The following is a 17,935-nucleotide window of genomic DNA, read 5'->3' as shown; positions in this document are numbered from 1 at the left end:
CCACTACGCTGATCAAAAATAGGCTAGTGGCATATACCCCCCACTGAATACTAATTAGCACACTTATGATGAGCACCGAACGCATCACCAACCTGCACACCCTAAGCACGCTCTACCACAGCGCGGGGACATCGCTCTACGGCGGTGAGGCCATCAGCCAGCTGGAACACGGCCTGCAAGCCGCCTATGCCGCCGAGCAAGATGGCGCGCCTGTGGCGCTGATCATCGCCGCACTGCTGCACGATGTGGGGCATTTGCTCACCGGCCAGCAGGATGATGATCTGGCCAACGGCATTGATGATCGGCATGAAGCCATCGGCGCCAGCGCATTGCATGGCCTGTTTGGCCCCGCCGTGTATCAGCCGATTGCCCTGCATGTGGCCGCCAAGCGGTATTTATGTGCCACTGATGCGGGCTATCTGGCGCAACTCTCGCCGGCTTCGCGCTGCTCGCTGGCGCTGCAAGGTGGGCCGATGCAGCCCGAAGAAGTGGCGCAATTTCGCCAGCGCGCCTATGCCAGCGAAGCGCTGGCACTGCGCCGCTACGACGAGCTGGCCAAAGTACCGCAGCTGGCAACGCCACCGCTCAGCCATTACCTGGCGCTGGCACAGCAGTTGATTACACCCACCCCGAGCCCCGCCCCAAACACGGGCGCGGGCACACACAGTGCGGTGGCGGTGTAAATGATTACTGGCGCACAGCGCAGTGGGCGGCTTAGCCGCCTTTTTCTGAATCTCAACACTTGTCTAGACCTTAATTTATTGCGGGAGAAAACCCATGCGTGAACCGATCTTACTGACCCCCGGCCCACTCACCACCAGCCCGGCCACCAAATTGGCCATGCTCAGCGACTGGGGCTCGTGGGATAGCGCCTTTAATGCGCTCACCGCCAGCGTATGCCGTGATCTGGTGGCCATTGCCCACGGCGAAGCCAGCCATGTGTGCGTGCCGCTGCAAGGCTCGGGCACTTTTGCCGTGGAAGCCGCGCTGGGCACACTGGTGCCACGCAGTGGCAAGCTTTTGGTGCTGGCCAATGGCGCCTATGGTCTGCGCATGGCCAAAATCGCCGAGCGTCTTGGTCTCACGCACCAAACCCTTGCCTGGCCGGATGGCACACCAGTCGATGCCGCCGCCGTGGCCGCCGCGCTGGCGGCTGACCCGAGCATTAGCCACGTGGGGGTCATTCACTGCGAAACCGCCACTGGCCTTTTGAACCCGCTGGAGGCCATCGCCCAGGTCGTAGGCAGCGCGGGTCGCGCGCTGCTGGTGGATGCGATGTCTTCATTTGGCGCGCTGGAATTGGATTTACGCACCACGCCAGTTCAAGCAGTGATTGCTGCATCAGGCAAATGCCTGGAAGGCGTGCCTGGGATGGGCTTTGTGCTGGTGGAGCAAGCAGCCCTCACCGCCAGCGCCGGCCAAAGCCGCTCGCTGGCGCTCGATCTGGCCGACCAATATCAATATCTGCAGCAAACCGGCCAATGGCGCTTTACTCCGCCCACCCATGTGGTGGCGGCTTTGCGCGCTGCCATCGACCAGTATCTGGTTGAAGGCGGCAGATTAGCTCGCTTAGCGCGCTATACCCGCAATGCCGAGCTCTTGATTAGCCTGCTGGGCGCGGCAGGTTTGCAGCTCTTTTTACCGCACGAATGGCAAGCGCCGATCATTCTCACTTTCCACGCGCCAGCGCACCCAGACTACGACTTTAGCCGCCTGTATCAGGCGGTGCGCTCGCGCGGTTTTGTGCTGTATCCGGGCAAGCTGACCACTGTTGAGACTTTCCGCGTGGGCTGCATTGGCGCGATTGATGAAGTGGAAATTCGCCAAGCCGCCGAAGCCATCCGCGGGGCGCTGGCCGAGCTGGGCTGGCTCACGCCGCTCCCGACCGCCGCTGAGCACCACCACGCCACGACTGCCATTTTTGCTTAAGGACCCATCATGACTGCACACACTTACACCTATCAACGTCGCTACTGCGGCCCGCTGGAAGCCGTGATTTTTGACTGGGCCGGCACCATTGTCGATTTCGGCTCGTTTGCCCCCACCCAAGTGCTGGTCGATGCCTTCGCCGAGATCGGCCTGCCAGTGTCGCTGGCCGAAGCCCGGGTGCCGATGGGCATGGCCAAATGGGATCATATTCAGACCTTGGGCCAGCTCCCCGACGTTGCCCGCCGCTGGCAGGCCAAATTTGGTGCGCCGATGACCGACGCTGATGTCGATCAGATCTACGAGATTTTTATGCCTCTCCAGATCGCCCGCGTCGGGGCGTATTCGCAACCGATTGCGGGTGCGCTCGAGACCCTCGCCACGCTGCGGGCGCAAGGGCTGAAAATCGGCAGCTGCACCGGTTATCCGCGCGCCGTGATGAATGCGCTGCTACCGCTGGCCGCGGAGCTGGGCATTGCACCCGATTGCGTGATTGCCGCCGATGATCTGGCCGCCGGCGCGCGCCCGGGGCCATGGATGGCGCTGGCCAATGTGATTGAGCTGGGCATCAAGCATGTTGCCGCCTGCGTGAAAGTCGACGACACCGCCGTGGGCATCGCCGAAGGGCTGAATGCCGGGATGTGGACCGTGGGTCTGGCGGTATCGGGCAATGAAGTGGGCTTAAGCCAAAGCGAATGGCTGGCCTTAAGCGCCAGCGAGCAACAACAACGCCGCCAGCGCGCGGCCGAAAAACTCGCCCAAGCCGGCGCGCATTATGTGATTGATACCGTGGCCGAATTGCCGGCGGTGATTGCGGCGATCAATCAGCGCCTGGCCCGCGGCGAGAGCCCAGCATGAACGCCGCCGACCTCCGCACACAGCCCAGTGATGCACCCAGCGCGTTTCGCCCGTGGTGGTTTGCCGATGCCTACCGCCGGGCAGCACCGCCACCACCACAAGTGCTGCAAGGGGAGCAAAGCTGCGATGTGGCCATCGTGGGGGGCGGCTACACCGGCTTGTGGACCGCCATCATGCTCAAGCAAGCGCAGCCGCAGCTGCGGGTGGCATTGATCGAGCAAGACCGGATCGGCGCTGGTGCCTCCGGGCGCAATGGCGGCTGCCTCTTAACCTGGTCGGCCAAATACCTGACCTTGCGGCGGCTGTTTGTCGAAAGCGAAGCACTGCGGCTGGTGCGCGCGTCGGAAGACGCGGTGTACGCCATCCGCGATTTTTGCCGCCGCTACGCCATTGACGCCGAAGTGCGAGTCGATGGGGCACTGTATACCGCCACCAATCTCAGCCAGCGCGGCAGCATGCAAGGGGTAATGGCCGCGCTGGCGGCCAAGGAAGCAAGCAGCTGGCGCACGTTGCCGATCGAGCAAGTGCAAGCGCTGGCGGGCTCCACCGCCATGCTCGAAGGCGTGTATAGCCCGGCGGCGGGCAGCGTGCACCCGGGCCTCTTGGTATTGGGGCTCGCGCGCGTGGCCCGTGAGCTGGGGGTGACGATTTATGAGCACAGCCCGATGACCGCGCTGGATAGCCCGCGCGGCCAGCCGGCTCAGCTCAGCACCCCCACCGGCCAGCTACAAGCGCGGCAGGTGGTGCTGGCCACCAATGCTTGGATGGGGCGGCAATTTCGCGAGTTTGCCGGCACGATTGCCGTGGTGTCGTCCGATATGCTGATCACCGAGCCGGTGCCGGCCACGCTGGCGGAGCTGGGTTTGCAACATGGCGCGGCGGTGTGCGATTCGCGCATTTTCGTGCACTACTGGCGCAGCACGCCCGATGGCCGGCTGATGCTGGGTAAAGGCGGCAACACCTTTGCCTTTGGCGGACGCATGCTGGCCGAGTTTGATCAACCCAGCCGCTATCTGCCACAGCTGCAACAGTCCCTACGGCGGTTTTTCCCGGCGCTGGCCAGCGTGCCGATTGCCGCCAGCTGGAATGGCGCTTCCGATCGCTCGGTGACCGGTTTTCCATTTTTTGGCCGGCTCAGCGGTACGGATAACGTCTTTTACGGCTTTGGCTATTCGGGCAATGGCGTGGGGCCAAGCTATCTGGGCGGGCAGATTCTCAGTAGCTTGGTGCTGGGACTGGATAACGCCTGGACGCGCAGCGGCCTAACGCACGGCCCGCGCGGCTATTTTCCACCCGAGCCGTTTCGCTGGGTGGGCAGCCAGCTGGTGCGCAACGCCATCCGCCGCAAAGAAGCGATGGAAGACCGCGAAGAGGCGCCGTGGTGGCTGGATTGCCAGCTAGCCAAGCTCGCGCAAGCGGCCGGCAAAGCGGATAAGGGCTAAATACCCCCCGCCGTATAGCCAGAAGGTGAGATTTGGTCTGGGGTATACATCAATACCCCCCGGGCCAAATCAGCCCAGCGCCTTGCCTTTCCCACGCGACGCCCCCCGCCCGTTGGATTGCTTGGCAAAGTGCCGCCGGCGCGGCACACTGAGGCTCTCTATTGCCCACCGGTGCCTTATGACAAATTTATATCTGCCCGCAGATGGCCAGGCGCGCTGCCCTTGGTGCAGCGCCACCGCACAATATCTGGCTTATCACGATCAAGAATGGGGCTTTCCGGTAGAAGACGATCAGCGCCTGTTTGAGAAAATCTGCCTCGAAGGTTTTCAGTCGGGCTTAAGCTGGCGCACGATTTTGCAAAAGCGCGAGAATTTTCGCGCTGCGTTTGCCCAGTTTGATTTTCGCGTGGTGGCCGAGTTTAGCGAGGCCGATGTCGCCCGCCTATTGGCCGATGCGGGCATTGTGCGCCATCGCGGCAAAATCACCGCCACTATCAATAATGCCCAGCGCGCTTTGGAGCTGGTGGCCGAAGCCGGCTCGCTGGCGGATTTTTTCTGGCGCTACGCCCCAGCCAGCGACCCTGGCCCGCAGGTGATTGCCCAGTCAGCTGAATCGCTGGCGCTATCCAAAGCCCTGAAAAAACGCGGCTGGCGCTTTGTCGGCCCCACCACCATGTATGCGTTCATGCAGGCCATGGGCTTAGTCAACGATCACGCGGCCGGCTGCGTGACTCGGCCACTGGCCGCCGCTGCCCGGGCGGAGGCGCTGGCCCGACGCCGCGCTTGAGCGGCCACCAAGGGTATTACCCTACAAGCCAGTAAAATCATAATCTAAACGGCTATACCTTACGGGGTATCCTGCAGTTCAACCCGATTGCGGCCACGCTGCTTGGCGCGATACAGCAGCTGGTCGGCGCGCTCGAGCAGGCTATTGAGGCTCTCGCCCGGCCGCTGCTCCACCACGCCAAAGCTGCTGCTCACGCTAAATTCGCCCAGCCGGTGGCTAAAAGCCAGGCCGGCAATACTTTGGCGTAGTCGCTCGGCCACCGTACCGGCGCGGGCCAGCGCTGTTTGCGGCAGCACCAGCAAAAACTCTTCCCCGCCATAGCGTGCCACCCAATCCTGCTCACCGCGAAGGCCACCGCGCAAAGTCTGCCCCACCGCTTGCAAGACATCGTCGCCGGTTTTATGACCGTAGGTGTCGTTCACCCGCTTGAAATGATCAATATCGGTAAACACCAGCGCCACCGGCTGCTGCGCCGCGCTGGCAAAGATATGATCCAGCTGTTCATTCAGATAATGCCGGTTGTAGCAGCCGGTGAGCTGGTCGGTCATCGACAATAACTGAATCGACTGCAGCGCCATTTCCAGCTGACTGGTCCGCTCGGCCACCCGCTGATCCAGCATGTTGATGTGCTGGGCCAGCTCGTTTTGCAGCATATCGATGCTGCTGGCCACCAAATCGATCTCGGTGGGCGCCGCCTGCGGGCGCGGGGTGAGTTTTAGCGGGGTGAGCAAGGCTTCGGCATTAAGATTGGCGGCAAAGCTGGCGATCTCTTGCAAGGGCTGTTGCAAATGCCGGCGCAGCACCAGCAAAACCCAGCCACAGATGGTGATGGTCAGCAGCAGATAGCCGCCAATAGCCAGCCCCACGCTTTGCCAGAGCTGATGCTGATACGCCTCTCGGTCGGCATACACCCGCAGTTCGCCAATCGGATACTGCGCCGCATCAGGGGCATACAGCGCAAACACCAGCGGCGGGCTGCCGTGGGTATGCGCCTGATCGCCGGCGCGAAACACCCGCCCGGTACGCAGCTGTAATTCCACATACGCGATATGCCGGTTGTACTGCACCATGCTCAGGAGCAAGCTGCGCAGATTGGCCGGCTCAATATCCCACACGCTCACCGCCAGCTGCGGCACATACACCTCAGCCACTGTGCGCAGCATATTGCGCTGCTCGGTCTGGCTTTGCTGATACACCAGCCAGGCCCGTACGCCGCCCATCAGCAAGACGGTAGCCAGAGCCAGCCACATAATCTGGCGTAACAGCTGGTGGGCCAGCGGTTGAAAATGCAGGGTGGGTTTCATGAGCCTAACCAGCTGGGCAAAGTGAATTCATAGTGGCGCACCTTGGGATTGAGCACCTTGCTGTAGCGACGAAAATCGATACTCGAAAAATCATCCTGACCAAATTGCCGCATTAGCCGTGCTGCCCGCGCAGGCGTCAGCAGCGCAAACATCGGCTGTTGCAGCGTCAGGCCCTCGTCGTGGGCAAAATCGCGCCCATGTAGGTAATCATAGAGCACCACTAGGCTCCAGGCGCCAGCCATAAAATGCCCACCGGCCAAGGCCGATAGCTCGCCTGATTGCACCGCGGCCAAGGCCGCCGGCGAGGTATTAATGGCGGTAAACAGCGCATCCTGCCCCGGTACACCTTCGCGGGCGCGCAGGCTATCCATCGCGCCAAAAGCCATCTGATCGCTGCCCGCCCAGATCAGCCGCGCCTCGGGGTGGCGCTCAAACAGCCACTGGCTTTGCTCGCGAGCCTTGGCGCGCGACCATTTGCCATACACTAGCTGCACCAGCTGGGCATCGGGATGGGCGGCAATCGCCCGCTGCATCCCGCGGGTGCGCAAAATGGAGCTGGTGGTGGCGCGATCGCCGGCAATGGCCATTAGCTTTAATTTGCCATTGCTCGCGCGCAGCCCGCTGGTACGCCCCAGCTGTATCAAGCGACTTGCAGTTTGATAGCCGGCCATTTCGGCATCGGGTACCAAGGACCCCAGCCAATGTGAGATACGCTCACGGGCGCGCCCCACGCGGGCGATTTCTTCGGGCCGATCCGGCGCGCTATACACGAGGAAAAACCGGCTGCGCGTGCCAGCAAGCAGCCCCAGCAAATCGGGGGCGATTCCAAAATCATTGCTCAGCAAGATAAAGTCGGGCTGGGTATCGCGCGGGCGTGCGGCCAAGAGCCGGGCGATTTCGAGCGCGCGCAAAGGGTCGCGCCCGGCATAGCTCACCTGCAAATCAAAGCCCAGCTGGCGCGCAGCGGCCTGCATGGCGGCGCTGGAGGTGCGCCAGAAGGCTTCATCGGCATGCCCGGGGTTGATAAAAAATACCTGCGGCTGCGCACCTGCCACGGCCACGCCCGAGCCGATCAGCAGGCATAGCGCCAGCATGACCCGCTGCAGCGCAGCGCGGCCCACCGCGGCGAGCTTGCCGCTATAGCCAAAGAGGAAGAAAAATCGCAGCAAGACCGCGGGCTCCGCCGAAATGAGGCGCGCATCATACGCGCCTGCCGGCTGAACCGCAGTCAGGGATACACTGCAGCCGCCCAACCGGCTCACTTCAGCATAGCGAAGGAATGGCGGGCTTGCTCATTATGGGTATATCGCCACAAGGCTTATATTTACTAGCCTTGAGAGCAATACACGGTAGGGTATTAGTCGGGGGTAATAGTTAGCTCAATGGCATTGCCGGCAAACCGGGTAATGCCGTATTCCACCACCTGACCAGCGGCATCTTGGTACACGCTTTCGACATACAACACCGGCTGCGATTTGGGCTGCGCCAGCTGCGCCGCCACTTGCGGCTTGGGCATGCGAGCGGTAACGCGTGACTGGCGACGATTAACGCCTTCGATCCCTACGGCCGTCAGTGCGGCCACCATCGAGCCGGTTTCCTGCAGCGCGGCCAGCACCCCAGCGCAACGCGGCAGCGGCACATACTCGGTACACACCCCCAGCACCTGCTGCTCAACCTTGTCGAGCAAATCAATCTGCAGCAAGGGGCTACCCACCGGCAGCTCGAAAATGCGCGCCAGCTCATCATTGGCGCTGATTTCGCTGTGGCCGACCACTTCGCTACTGCCTTGCAGGCGCTGCGAGGCCAAGCTATGCGAAAAGCGTTCGCGCCGGCCCATGCGATAGGCGATCAGGTCTTCCTGCACAAAAGTGCCACGCCCCTGCTCGATGCGCACCAGGCCCTGACTTTCCAGCGCTTGTAGCGCGCGGCGTACCGTATGCCGGTTCACCGCAAAACGGCTGGCCAGCGCGGCCTCGACCGGCAATTGGCCTTGCAAAGTTTTGGCGGCAATTTCATTAGCCAAAGTCGCGGCGATTTGCCGCCAGATGGCGCGCTCGCCCCCCCGTTGCACAGCCATGCGAACTCCTGCAGATGCGCGTGAATGAATATCCGCTATTATATGACGGACAGATTGCAGTCAGATAACAAGCTTTGTGATCATACCCATTGCGGTATATTGCCCCAGCGATTATTGCGTAAGGCCTACTGGCTCATACCCCGCCGACTGTGTGGCGCGCAAAAACTGCCGCAAGATCTGTTGCTCGATTTTGGCGCGCTGGCCCAAGGGCACCAAGAGCTGTAATTGCAAAGCGATGGTGTCGGCCTCATCCAGATCCAGCCGCACCCGTGGCTCGCTAGGGGGTAGATTCACCGCTTGTTCGCTGGCCAGTGTGGCCAGGTGTTGCTCTAATTCATCCCGATATTCGGCCAGCATGGCCTCGCCCGCGGCCAGCAGCGCCTGTTCGGCCTTGGCCCAATCGGCGCCACGCTCAATCTCGACGTGCACGGTTTGCAAAACAAACAGGCCTTGCCGCGTTTCATTAAACACCGGGTTGCCCAGCAGCAGGCTATTGGGAAAAGTAATCTGCCGCCCCACCGTACCTTGCTGATTGGTGGCGTGGCTGGATTCATTCAGGGTAAACGACAGCAGATTGGTATCAATCACCTGCCCGCGCCGGCCGTTAAATTCGATCCGGTCGCCGACGCTAAAGGTATGCGTGCTGGTGCGATAAATCGAGCCCATCAGACACATAATCATTTCTTTGGTAGCCAGCACAATTGCCGCGGCAATCGCCACCATCGAAACGGCCAGCGTTTGCAGCTCAGAGCCCCAGATAATAAACAGCCCAATCAGCCAGATCACCAGCCACAGATTGCGCAGCGTCACCAGCCAGCGGCGCTTGTTTTCCGGGCTAAGATCGGTGCGGCGCATCACCGCCTGCTTGGCCAAAAAGCGCACCACCAACAGCACCACAATAAACACGGCGGTAACAACCAGAGAGGCGATCGTGGCTTTGTCTAATGTGGGTGGGGTAAGAATCGTGCGCCAATCAATCGTGGCCATTTGCTACTCCTAAAAAAACATGCCGCCGTGGCGCCCAACAAGGCCGCACGGCGGGGTCAGACATTAACTCGGTTTGGCCGGGATCAGCCAGCGGCAGTAGCCGCTTCGGCGACGATCACCACGGACGTGCGCCGCGGCTCGAACAAAAAAGGCGGCTTGCGCCGCCTGGGACTACCGCCTGCGAAGGGCTAATTAATACTCAACACCGCGAGGCAACTCTTTGGCCTCGGCAATCCATTTTTCGACTTGCGCCAGGCTCGGGGTGCTTCCGGCCAGTTTTTTCTCGGCATTGGTCGCCGCCAGCGCATCGGCGAGATTAGCGGCATTGCGGCGAGCCAGCTCTGCCACGGTATCCACACCCGCAGCTTCCAGCAGCTCGGCAAATTGGCCGGCTACGCCTTTGATGCGAAAGAGATCAGCGTGGTTCACCCATTTCAGAATCAGTTTGCCACTGATGCCGGTGGTTTCTGCCAGCGTATCGCGCCCTTTCGGGGTGCGGCCTTGCTCCAGCAGCGCCTCCACGGTGCTAACGCCCGCGGCTTGTAATTTGGCGGCGTAGCTCTCGCCGATGCCTTCGATGTCGATAATTGCAGTCATGCCGATTTCCTGTTTCTCAAAGATTGATCAGAGCTGTTTAACCACCCATTTGAGGCCATCATCATCCGGGTGTGTTTGGATGCTAAAGCCCAAATGTTTCATGAAGGCCAGCATGGTTTTATTGCTGGTGAGCACTTCGCCCTCGATGACCTTCAGATTCATATCGCGCGCTGCGTTAAACAGCGCGTCCATCAAGCGTACCCCCAAGCCCTTGCCTTGCCAATCATCACTAATTACCACCGCAAATTCGCAACTATCGCGATCGGGGTTGGCGGTAAAGCGCGCCACGCCAATGATCATTTCGCCTGCATGCGCTTCCACCGTGGCCACAATCGCCATCTCGCGAGTGTAATCGAGCTGGGTAAACCGGGCCAGCAGGGCTTGCGGCAAGGTTTTCAGCGTATTCATAAAGCGGTTGTAGCGGCTTTCATCGGATAAATTGCGCACAAATTCGGCGATTAGGGCCGCGTCTTCCGGCCGGATCGGGCGCAAGCACATGGGCATGCCGTTTTTCAGCTGGGTAATGCTGGCCAGATGCGCCGGATAAGGGTGAATGGCCATATGGCTGTAGCGGCGTACCTGCTCCGGCACAGGGCCCAGGATAATCTTGGCATCCACCGCGATCACGCCATGCTCATCGGCCACCAGCGGGTTGATATCCATCTGCTGGATTTGTGGTAGCTCGCACACCATTTCCGATACGCGCAGCAACACATGCTTCACTGCATCCAGATTCACCGGCGCTTGCCCACGGAAGGCGCCGAGCATTTTTTTCACCCGCGTGCGCTGAATCAGGTTTTCGGCCAAATATTCATTCAGCGGCGGCAAAGACACCGCCACATCGTTAAATACCTCGACCGTTACCCCACCAAAACCAAAGGTAATCACCGGCCCAAACGCGCGATCTCGGGCTACGCCCACCATCAGCTCGCGGCCGGATTTTTTGCCATGCATGGGCTGAATCACCAGGCCGCGGACCTTATCGCTGCCGAGGCGATCATGCGCCTTGGCCAGCATTTTGTTCGCCTCTGAGGCCACCTGCACCAGGCTGCCCACATTCAGCACCACACCATCAATATCGGTTTTGTGGATGATGCCCTCGGCATCGATTTTCAGCGCCACCGGCAAGCCCAGCCCCATCGCCGCGGTGACCGCATCATCGGCCGATTTGGCCCGCACTGTGAGCGTAACCGGGATATGGAACGAGCGCAGCAGCGCTTTGGATTCCACCTCGTCCATCACGGTGCGGCCGCTGGCCAGCACCGAATCGACAATCATGCGTGCGGTTTCAAAATCGGGTGGCGCCATATCATTCATGGGTGCCGGCGTTTGCAGCAAGAGCTGCTGGTTGTACTGCCAGGAGGCCAGCGAATAAAACACTTCCACCGCGCTTTCCGGCGCGCTGAAATGGGCGCACTGCGCTTTGGCCAGCAGCTTGCGGCTGCCTTCCACTTTTTTGCCGCCGATCCACGACAGCAAAATCGGCTTATCGGTGGTCTTGCGCAGCGCAATCATTGCCTCGGCCGTGGCCATATCATTGGTGCCCGCCTGCGGGGTAAATACCACCAGCACGCCATCGACATTCGGATCGCGCAAGACGATTTCCGTCGCGGCTTTAAAGCGCTCTGGCCCCGCATCGCCCAGAATATCCACCGGATTAAAATGCTGTGCCTGCGGTGGTAAGAGCTGATCCAGCTCGGCGATGGTGGCCTCGCTCAGGCGCGGTAATTGCACATGCAATTCATGCGCCCGATCCACCGCCATCATGCCGGCGCCAATGCCGTTGGTAATGATGGCCAGCCGGCGACCCTTGGTTTTATACGAGCCATCCAGCACCCGCGCAGCGGTAAACAGCTGATTAATCGAGCGCAGCCGCAATACCCCCGCGCGCTTGAGCGCGACGTTAAAAACATCATCGCTGCCGATCAGGCGTTCGGAATGCGTGCTACCGGTGGTGAGGGTGTGGTTTTCATAGCGCCCCACTTTCAGCGCCAGCACGGCTTTCGAGCGGGAAGCGGCCCGTAGCGCCGACATAAAAAGCTGCGCATCTTTCAGGTCTTCGATATACAGCAGAATGGATTTGGTTTTAGGATCGGCCACCAGATAATCGAGCACATCGCCCACATCAATGTCTGCCGCCGCGCCCAGCGACACCACCGACGAAAAACCCAGTTCATGCGATTCGGCCCAATCCAGAATCGCTGAAGTCACCGCCGACGACTGCGACACCAGCGCCATGCTGCCGTTTTTTACTTTGCCCTGATAATTACAGGCCAATAGCTTGCTGGGAGCGCGCACAAAGCCAAATGCGGTGGGGCCCAGAATACGGATGCCATACTGGCGCGCTCGCGCCAAGAGCTTATCCAACACCACTTTACCCTTGGCATCGGTACCGACAAAATCCCAGGACATAATCATCACAAAGCGGATGCCTTGCTTGCCACAGGCTTCAATCAGCTCCACCAGCGTTTTACTGGGTGTAGTGAGAATAGCCAGATCGACTTTTTCGCTAAGCTTGGCCAGTGTTTTGACCGTGGGCAGGCCAAAGACCGTCTGATGGCGCAGATTCACCGGATACACCTTGCCGGTGTAGCCAGATTCACACAGATTGCGCATCACTTTTTCCCCCACCGAGCCCGGGGTTTCCGAGCCGCCCACCACGGCGATGGAACGCGGATCAAACAAGGCGGCGAGGTAGTGGGCTTTCATGGTGGGGGCATCCGTCAGAATTACTTGCTTTATTGTATATGCGCTTGGCAACAAGCTCTAATTTTGCAGTGCAAAATAAGGAAATTTCCATGACAGCCCACCACCGGCTCACCGCTTTGGCAGGTGGCAAGATATAATTGCGCGGTTTTCCTACTTACACACTGCAGGATTGAAACAATGGACATCAGCAAAATTGCCGCTGGCAAAAATCTGCCGGAAGATTTCAACGTTATTATCGAAATCCCAGCCAATGCGCCACCGGTAAAATACGAATTCGACAAAGAATCGGGCGCCATCATCGTTGACCGCTTTGTGGGTACTTCGATGTCTTACCCGATGAACTACGGTTTCGTGCCACACACCCTGTCGCTGGATGGTGATCCAGTCGATGTACTGGTGTACACCCCATTCCCATTGGCCCCAGGCATGGTGATCAAATGCCGCGCGGTGGGCGTGCTGGGCATGGAAGACGAATCAGGCATGGACGCCAAAGTCATTGCCGTACCAGTACCGAAAGTGTGCGCGATGTTTGCCCACATCGAAAAACTGGAAGACATTCCAGAATTGCTGCTGGCCCAGGTAAAACACTACTTCGAACACTACAAAGACCTGGAAAAAGGTAAGTGGGTGAAAGTTACCGGTTGGGGCGATAAAGCCGCGGCCGAAGCCGAAATCATGACCAGCTACGAGCGCGCACAAAAAGCCTAAGTGCTCACCAGCTAGCCCAAACCCGCTGCGGCGGGTTTTTTTACGCCCAGATGCAACATACCCCACTAAGGTATAGACGCAGAAGCATTCCCCTGAAATGCATTTATCTATATACCCATACAGTCTAAATTTTACTCCCACTTCATCGCCACTCCCTTCATACACAAGCGCACTATTTTTGTGCGCAATACGTGCCACGCACCATAAATACGCACATTCGGCATGCCGTGCGCACCACAAGGCCGCAGCAAATCTGGCTTTGCACCATGCCAGCGCATTGGCACAAACTTTGCTAGCAAACGCGCCATAAAAATGACGATTTGAGAGAGCACACATGGACGCATTTCGCACCAGTACGGACGTACTGTTTATCCTTCTGGGCGCCATCATGATTCTGGCCATGCATGCCGGCTTTGCTTTTCTGGAGCTGGGTACGGTACGCAAAAAGAATCAGGTGAACGCCCTGGTTAAAATCCTGACCGATTTTGCCGTTTCCACCCTCGCCTACTATTTCATTGGCTACAGCGTGGCCTATGGCGTGAGCTTGCTCGGGCCGGTGCAAACCCTCACCGCTGCTAGTGGCTATGGGCTGGTGAAGTTTTTCTTCCTTGTTACCTTCGCGGCCGCGATTCCCGCCATTATTTCGGGCGGGATTGCCGAGCGGGCCAAATTTCACCCGCAAACTGCCGCCACATTTTTGCTGGTGGGGCTGGTGTATCCCTTCTTTGAAGGCATGATCTGGAATAACAACTACGGGCTGCAAGATTGGCTGAAAGCCAGCTTTGGCGCCACTTTCCATGATTTTGCCGGCTCGGTAGTCGTGCACGCGGTTGGCGGCTGGATTGCCCTTGCCGCCGTGCTACATCTTGGTGCACGCCGCGGCCGTTACAGCAAAGAAGGCCGCATCGCTGCCCACCCACCGTCAAGCATCCCCTTTCTGGCGCTGGGCGCCTGGATTCTGATCGTTGGCTGGTTTGGTTTTAACGTGATGAGCGCGCAAAAAATCGAAGGCATCTCGGGCCTCGTGGCCATGAACTCGCTGATGGCCATGGTGGGCGGCACGCTGGTGGCCACGTTCATGGGCAAAAACGACCCCGGCTTCATCCACAATGGCCCGCTCGCCGGCCTGGTGGCCGTATGTGCCGGCTCGGACATCATGCACCCACTGGGCGCACTGGTAGTCGGTGGCATCGCAGGTGGCATGTTTGTGTACCTGTTCACCGTGACGCAAAACAAATGGAAAATCGATGATGTGCTGGGCGTCTGGCCACTGCACGGCCTGTGTGGCGCCTGGGGGGGTATTGCCGCCGGTATCTTTGGTAGCGAGGCACTGGGCGGTATGGGTGGGGTGAGTATCCTATCGCAACTCATCGGCACCGCTCTGGGGGTGGCCATTGCCTTTGCCGGCGGCTGGATCGTGTATGGGCTACTCAAGAAAACCGTCGGCATTCGCCTCAGCGATGAAGAAGAATTCAACGGCGCCGATCTGAGCATCCACCAAATCTCCGCCAGCCCGGAGCGTGAGACCAATTGGTAACACCAGCCGTTTAAATCCATCAATATCGATGGCCCTTGGCTAGACCTTGCCACAGGGCCATCGCCCCTGCCTTCCAGAGCATCGTCAAGCGTATTGCTTGGCGCTTTTAGAGTTAATTTTGCTACGAAACGCCCAAGCAATCACTCTAGAATCCGCCCCTACGCTGATGACATAAAACCTAGGGGCTAACGCCCCAGCTCTGGAAAAACACGATGTTCAAACTCAACTCGCTGGCACTGACCGCCCTTGCCATCGCCCCCCTCAGTGCCTGCGGTGGTGGCGGTATCAGTATTGGCCCAATCCCGAGCCCCAGCCCTTCGCCCAAAAATAGCTGGCAATTACTAATCAATGGGACCACAAAAGAAGTCAAAGAGAATGATCTGCTTGAGCTGCGCGTGTATGTTTGCCAACTTAACACTATTTCGCCGGTAGATTATTTCAGCCAATACCACTCGCCCAATGGCCAACGCGAAAGCATGGCGCTCACGGGGCTCAACAGCAATAGCAGCAGCGATCCAGCGATCCGTTTACCGGTTTATATTAAGGCTGTGGCAGCAAATCGCTATCAAGTGCCAGATACCTGGCTACGCATTAATGCAGGCAATAAAGCCCAGATTCCAACTGAGCTAAGCCCGACGATTAATTTTAATGGTGATAACCATTTCAGCATTACGCAAAGCAATGGCATGACCCAAGTGCAAATTCAGCCCGGTAGTTGTCCTTCCATCTAAATGACCTCCAAAAATAATGGCGCCAAGGGCGCCATATTTTTGGAGGTCATCTTCTGCAGCTTCGCAAATTCTCATGCGATGAGAAACATACTTACGCAGCCCAAAACCACCACCCCCTAATAGATCTTCAGCAAGTTAGACACTTGTATCCGCTTACAGAATTGGGAGTTGCCTGAGAGAGGCCAAAAAAAGGGCTTAGCCGAAGCTAAGCCCTTGATTTCTTTGGTAGGCCCTGCGGGGCTCGAACCCGCGACCAAAGGATTATGAGTCCTCTGCTCTAACCGACTGAGCTAAAGGCCCGAAAGGTGAGCATTTTACTGGTCGCTGGCGGCGTTTTCAATAAAACTCTTCAATCTTTCTGAACGAGTTGGATGGCGCAACTTACGCAGCGCCTTGGCTTCAATCTGACGAATCCGCTCACGGGTCACGTCAAACTGTTTGCCCACTTCTTCCAGCGTGTGATCAGTGCTCATATCGATACCAAAACGCATGCGCAGCACTTTGGCTTCGCGTGGTGTCAGGGTATCGAGCACTTCGCGGGTAGCTTCACGCAGACCGGCATAGACAGCGGCATCAGCCGGCGCCATATTGTTCTGGTCTTCGATGAAGTCGCCCAAGTGCGAGTCATCGTCATCACCGATTGGGGTTTCCATCGAAATCGGCTCTTTGGCGATTTTCAAGATTTTGCGAATCTTGTCTTCCGGCATTTCCATGCGGATCGCCAATTCTTCCGGCGTGGCTTCCAGGCCGGTTTCCTGCAAGATTTGCCGCTGAATGCGGTTCATCTTGTTGATCGTTTCGATCATGTGCACCGGAATCCGGATCGTGCGCGCCTGATCGGCAATCGAACGGGTAATCGCCTGACGAATCCACCAGGTGGCATAAGTTGAGAACTTGTAGCCACGGCGATATTCGAATTTATCCACCGCTTTCATCAAGCCGATATTGCCTTCCTGAATCAAATCAAGGAATTGCAGACCGCGGTTGGTGTATTTCTTGGCAATCGAAATCACCAGACGCAAGTTGGCTTCAATCATTTCACGCTTAGCACGGCGGGCCTTGGCTTCGCCGGTGCTCATCTGCCGAGAAATCTCTTTCAGCTCTTTAATGCTGATTTTTGATTGCTCTTGCAGCTCATTGAGCTTTTGCTGCTTTTCCATGATCGCGTGCTTGTAACGGAACATCACGCCCGAGTATGAATGCTCGGCCGAAACTTCTTCGTTCACCCATTCCATATCTGTTTCCCGACCCGGGAATACTTTAATGAAATGATCACGCGGCATACCAACCCGACGCGTACACAGATCCATGATCTGGCGTTCGTGCGTCCGGATGTCATCCACCATCGAGCGCATCACATCGCACAGTGACTCAACTTGGCGCGCCGAGAAACGAATGGTCTGGAATTCATCCGCAATGGCTTGCTGGTGTTGCTGGTAGGCCGGATTGGCTGTACCACCGCTGGCCAGCGCTTGCAGCATTTTGTCATACAGATCACGAATCAGCAGGAAACGCTCACGCGCCTGCTCTTTCAGAAGCTCAAGGTTGGCGCTTGATGCAGCAGCAGCGCTGTCGCCATCGTCGTCTTCTTCCTCGTCTTCTTCATCGCCTTCTTCGATGGCATCTGGATCGGGCAGATCAGGCTCTTGCTCTTCTTCTTCCACCGCGTTCGGGTCGATAAAACCATCAATCACATCATCGATGCGGATCTCATCGCTCAAACCTTGATCAACCAGATCAATAATCTGGCCAATCGTGGTTGGGCAGGCGGAAATAGCGGTAATCATGTGGCGCAGGCCGTCTTCGATCCGCTTGGCGATTTCAATTTCGCCTTCACGGGTCAAGAGTTCCACGGTACCCATTTCGCGCATATACATCCGCACAGGGTCGGTGGTACGGCCAAATTCGGCATCTACCGATGACAGCGCGGCCTCTGCTTCTTCGGCGGCATCTTCATCAGCCACTGCAGCAGGCGCATCCGACATCAGCAGGTCTTCGGCATCTGGCGCCTCATCGTAGACCTGAATGCCCATGTTGGAGATCATGCTGATGATGCCTTCGATCTGTTCGGCATCCAGCATGTCTTCTGGCAAGTGATCGTTGATCTCGGCGTACGTCAGGTAGCCGCGCTCCTTGCCGAGAACGATCAGGGATTTGAATTTCGCTTTGCGCGCTTCAGGGTCGAGTTTCTCAACCGCTTCCTTGCCGCTCAATTCAGGATTTTCTTTGTCGTGTTTTTTATCTGCTGCCATGACTCTACTTGATGTGTCTA

General features: G+C 58.3%; 15 protein-coding genes and 1 tRNA gene. 8 read left to right on the top strand and 8 right to left on the bottom strand.

The genetic code is table 11. The annotated features are described in order from the left end of the window. The first annotated feature begins 65 nt into the window (after nucleotides 1-65). The 5 genes from G482_RS17500 to G482_RS0105940 all read left to right on the top strand — a co-directional run bounded on the left by G482_RS17500 (nucleotide 66) and on the right by G482_RS0105940 (nucleotide 5,013). Nucleotides 66-683, top strand: a complete 618-nt coding sequence (locus G482_RS17500; protein ID WP_245575251.1) for a phosphonate degradation HD-domain oxygenase — start codon at nucleotides 66-68, stop codon at nucleotides 681-683. Nucleotides 684-777: 94 nt separating this feature from the next. After that, nucleotides 778-1,929: a 2-aminoethylphosphonate--pyruvate transaminase gene (locus tag G482_RS17495; RefSeq protein WP_051258769.1), complete on the top strand. Its 1,152-nt coding sequence runs from the start codon at nucleotides 778-780 to the stop codon at nucleotides 1,927-1,929. A 9-nt stretch (nucleotides 1,930-1,938) separates the two neighbouring features. Continuing rightward, nucleotides 1,939-2,784: a phosphonoacetaldehyde hydrolase gene (phnX, locus tag G482_RS0105950; protein WP_051258768.1), complete on the top strand. Its 846-nt coding sequence runs from the start codon at nucleotides 1,939-1,941 to the stop codon at nucleotides 2,782-2,784. After that, nucleotides 2,781-4,226, top strand: a complete 1,446-nt coding sequence (locus G482_RS17490; RefSeq protein WP_084414482.1) for an FAD-dependent oxidoreductase — start codon at nucleotides 2,781-2,783, stop codon at nucleotides 4,224-4,226. Before phnX ends, G482_RS17490 begins: the two co-directional genes overlap by 4 nt. 178 nt (nucleotides 4,227-4,404) lie before the next feature. Continuing rightward, on the top strand, nucleotides 4,405-5,013 hold the full coding sequence (locus tag G482_RS0105940; RefSeq protein ID WP_028449276.1) for a DNA-3-methyladenine glycosylase I: 609 nt from the start codon (nucleotides 4,405-4,407) through the stop codon (nucleotides 5,011-5,013). A gap of 59 nt (nucleotides 5,014-5,072) precedes the next feature. Here G482_RS0105940 and G482_RS0105935 read toward each other — a convergent pair whose 3' ends face one another. The 6 genes from G482_RS0105935 to G482_RS0105910 form a co-directional block, all read right to left on the bottom strand. Next, a complete protein-coding gene (locus tag G482_RS0105935) occupies nucleotides 5,073-6,317 on the bottom strand; it encodes a GGDEF domain-containing protein (RefSeq protein WP_028449275.1) in 1,245 nt (414 codons plus the stop codon). Continuing rightward, on the bottom strand, nucleotides 6,314-7,486 hold the full coding sequence (locus G482_RS0105930; RefSeq protein WP_211227570.1) for an ABC transporter substrate-binding protein: 1,173 nt from the start codon (nucleotides 7,484-7,486) through the stop codon (nucleotides 6,314-6,316). Before G482_RS0105930 ends, G482_RS0105935 begins: the two co-directional genes overlap by 4 nt. Nucleotides 7,487-7,674: 188 nt before the next feature. Beyond that, complete coding sequence (gene phnF, locus G482_RS0105925; protein ID WP_028449273.1) at nucleotides 7,675-8,394, bottom strand: phosphonate metabolism transcriptional regulator PhnF; 720 nt, start codon at nucleotides 8,392-8,394, stop codon at nucleotides 7,675-7,677. A 111-nt stretch (nucleotides 8,395-8,505) separates the two neighbouring features. Then, nucleotides 8,506-9,381 (bottom strand): mechanosensitive ion channel family protein, encoded by an 876-nt coding sequence (locus G482_RS0105920; RefSeq protein WP_028449272.1) that lies wholly within the window; start codon nucleotides 9,379-9,381, stop codon nucleotides 8,506-8,508. A gap of 192 nt (nucleotides 9,382-9,573) precedes the next feature. Next, a complete protein-coding gene (locus G482_RS0105915) occupies nucleotides 9,574-9,978 on the bottom strand; it encodes a DUF4332 domain-containing protein (RefSeq protein ID WP_028449271.1) in 405 nt (134 codons plus the stop codon). 27 nt (nucleotides 9,979-10,005) lie between these two features. Then, nucleotides 10,006-12,687, bottom strand: coding sequence for a bifunctional acetate--CoA ligase family protein/GNAT family N-acetyltransferase (locus G482_RS0105910; RefSeq protein WP_028449270.1), 2,682 nt, complete (start codon nucleotides 12,685-12,687; stop codon nucleotides 10,006-10,008). 177 nt (nucleotides 12,688-12,864) lie between these two features. Here G482_RS0105910 and ppa point away from each other — a divergent pair, with 177 nt between their 5' ends. The 3 genes from ppa (at nucleotide 12,865) to G482_RS0105895 (ending at nucleotide 15,663) form a co-directional block, all read left to right on the top strand. Then, a complete protein-coding gene (gene ppa, locus G482_RS0105905; protein WP_028449269.1) occupies nucleotides 12,865-13,395 on the top strand; it encodes an inorganic diphosphatase in 531 nt (176 codons plus the stop codon). Between the two features lie 334 nt (nucleotides 13,396-13,729). Beyond that, nucleotides 13,730-14,932 carry an ammonium transporter gene (locus tag G482_RS0105900; RefSeq protein WP_028449268.1) on the top strand — a complete coding sequence of 401 codons (1,203 nt, stop codon included), beginning with the start codon at nucleotides 13,730-13,732 and terminating at the stop codon, nucleotides 14,930-14,932. A 212-nt stretch (nucleotides 14,933-15,144) separates the two neighbouring features. Then, complete coding sequence (locus tag G482_RS0105895; protein WP_028449267.1) at nucleotides 15,145-15,663, top strand: hypothetical protein; 519 nt, start codon at nucleotides 15,145-15,147, stop codon at nucleotides 15,661-15,663. Between the two features lie 223 nt (nucleotides 15,664-15,886). On the opposite strand, the gene G482_RS0105890 is transcribed toward G482_RS0105895, so the two are convergent. Together G482_RS0105890 and rpoD are read right to left on the bottom strand one after the other, a co-directional pair. Next, nucleotides 15,887-15,963: transfer RNA gene (locus tag G482_RS0105890), tRNA-Ile, on the bottom strand. Nucleotides 15,964-15,977: 14 nt separating this feature from the next. Next, nucleotides 15,978-17,915, bottom strand: a complete 1,938-nt coding sequence (gene rpoD / locus G482_RS0105885) for an RNA polymerase sigma factor RpoD (RefSeq protein WP_028449266.1) — start codon at nucleotides 17,913-17,915, stop codon at nucleotides 15,978-15,980. Between the last annotated feature and the right edge of the window lie 20 nt (nucleotides 17,916-17,935).

The organism is Chitinibacter tainanensis DSM 15459 (assembly GCF_000429785.1).
GTDB classification, from domain to species: domain Bacteria; phylum Pseudomonadota; class Gammaproteobacteria; order Burkholderiales; family Chitinibacteraceae; genus Chitinibacter; species Chitinibacter tainanensis.
Note: the sequence above shows the minus strand (reverse complement) of the source record. Positions and strands in the feature narration are given on the sequence as shown.

Bases quoted from the DNA above. Each gene is read 5' to 3' on its own strand.
- G482_RS17500 (WP_245575251.1), top strand. From the start codon at position 66: ATGATGAGCACCGAACGCATCACCAACCTGCACACCCTAAGCACGCTC.
- G482_RS0105920 (WP_028449272.1), bottom strand. From the start codon at position 9,381: ATGGCCACGATTGATTGGCGCACGATTCTTACCCCACCCACATTAGAC.
- G482_RS0105915 (WP_028449271.1), bottom strand. From the start codon at position 9,978: ATGACTGCAATTATCGACATCGAAGGCATCGGCGAGAGCTACGCCGCC.
- G482_RS0105900 (WP_028449268.1), top strand. From the start codon at position 13,730: ATGGACGCATTTCGCACCAGTACGGACGTACTGTTTATCCTTCTGGGC.
- phnF (WP_028449273.1), bottom strand. From the start codon at position 8,394: ATGGCTGTGCAACGGGGGGGCGAGCGCGCCATCTGGCGGCAAATCGCC.
- phnX (WP_051258768.1), top strand. From the start codon at position 1,939: ATGACTGCACACACTTACACCTATCAACGTCGCTACTGCGGCCCGCTG.
- G482_RS0105910 (WP_028449270.1), bottom strand. From the start codon at position 12,687: ATGAAAGCCCACTACCTCGCCGCCTTGTTTGATCCGCGTTCCATCGCC.
- ppa (WP_028449269.1), top strand. From the start codon at position 12,865: ATGGACATCAGCAAAATTGCCGCTGGCAAAAATCTGCCGGAAGATTTC.
- G482_RS17490 (WP_084414482.1), top strand. From the start codon at position 2,781: ATGAACGCCGCCGACCTCCGCACACAGCCCAGTGATGCACCCAGCGCG.
- G482_RS0105935 (WP_028449275.1), bottom strand. From the start codon at position 6,317: ATGAAACCCACCCTGCATTTTCAACCGCTGGCCCACCAGCTGTTACGC.
- rpoD (WP_028449266.1), bottom strand. From the start codon at position 17,915: ATGGCAGCAGATAAAAAACACGACAAAGAAAATCCTGAATTGAGCGGC.
- G482_RS0105940 (WP_028449276.1), top strand. From the start codon at position 4,405: ATGACAAATTTATATCTGCCCGCAGATGGCCAGGCGCGCTGCCCTTGG.
- G482_RS17495 (WP_051258769.1), top strand. From the start codon at position 778: ATGCGTGAACCGATCTTACTGACCCCCGGCCCACTCACCACCAGCCCG.
- G482_RS0105895 (WP_028449267.1), top strand. From the start codon at position 15,145: ATGTTCAAACTCAACTCGCTGGCACTGACCGCCCTTGCCATCGCCCCC.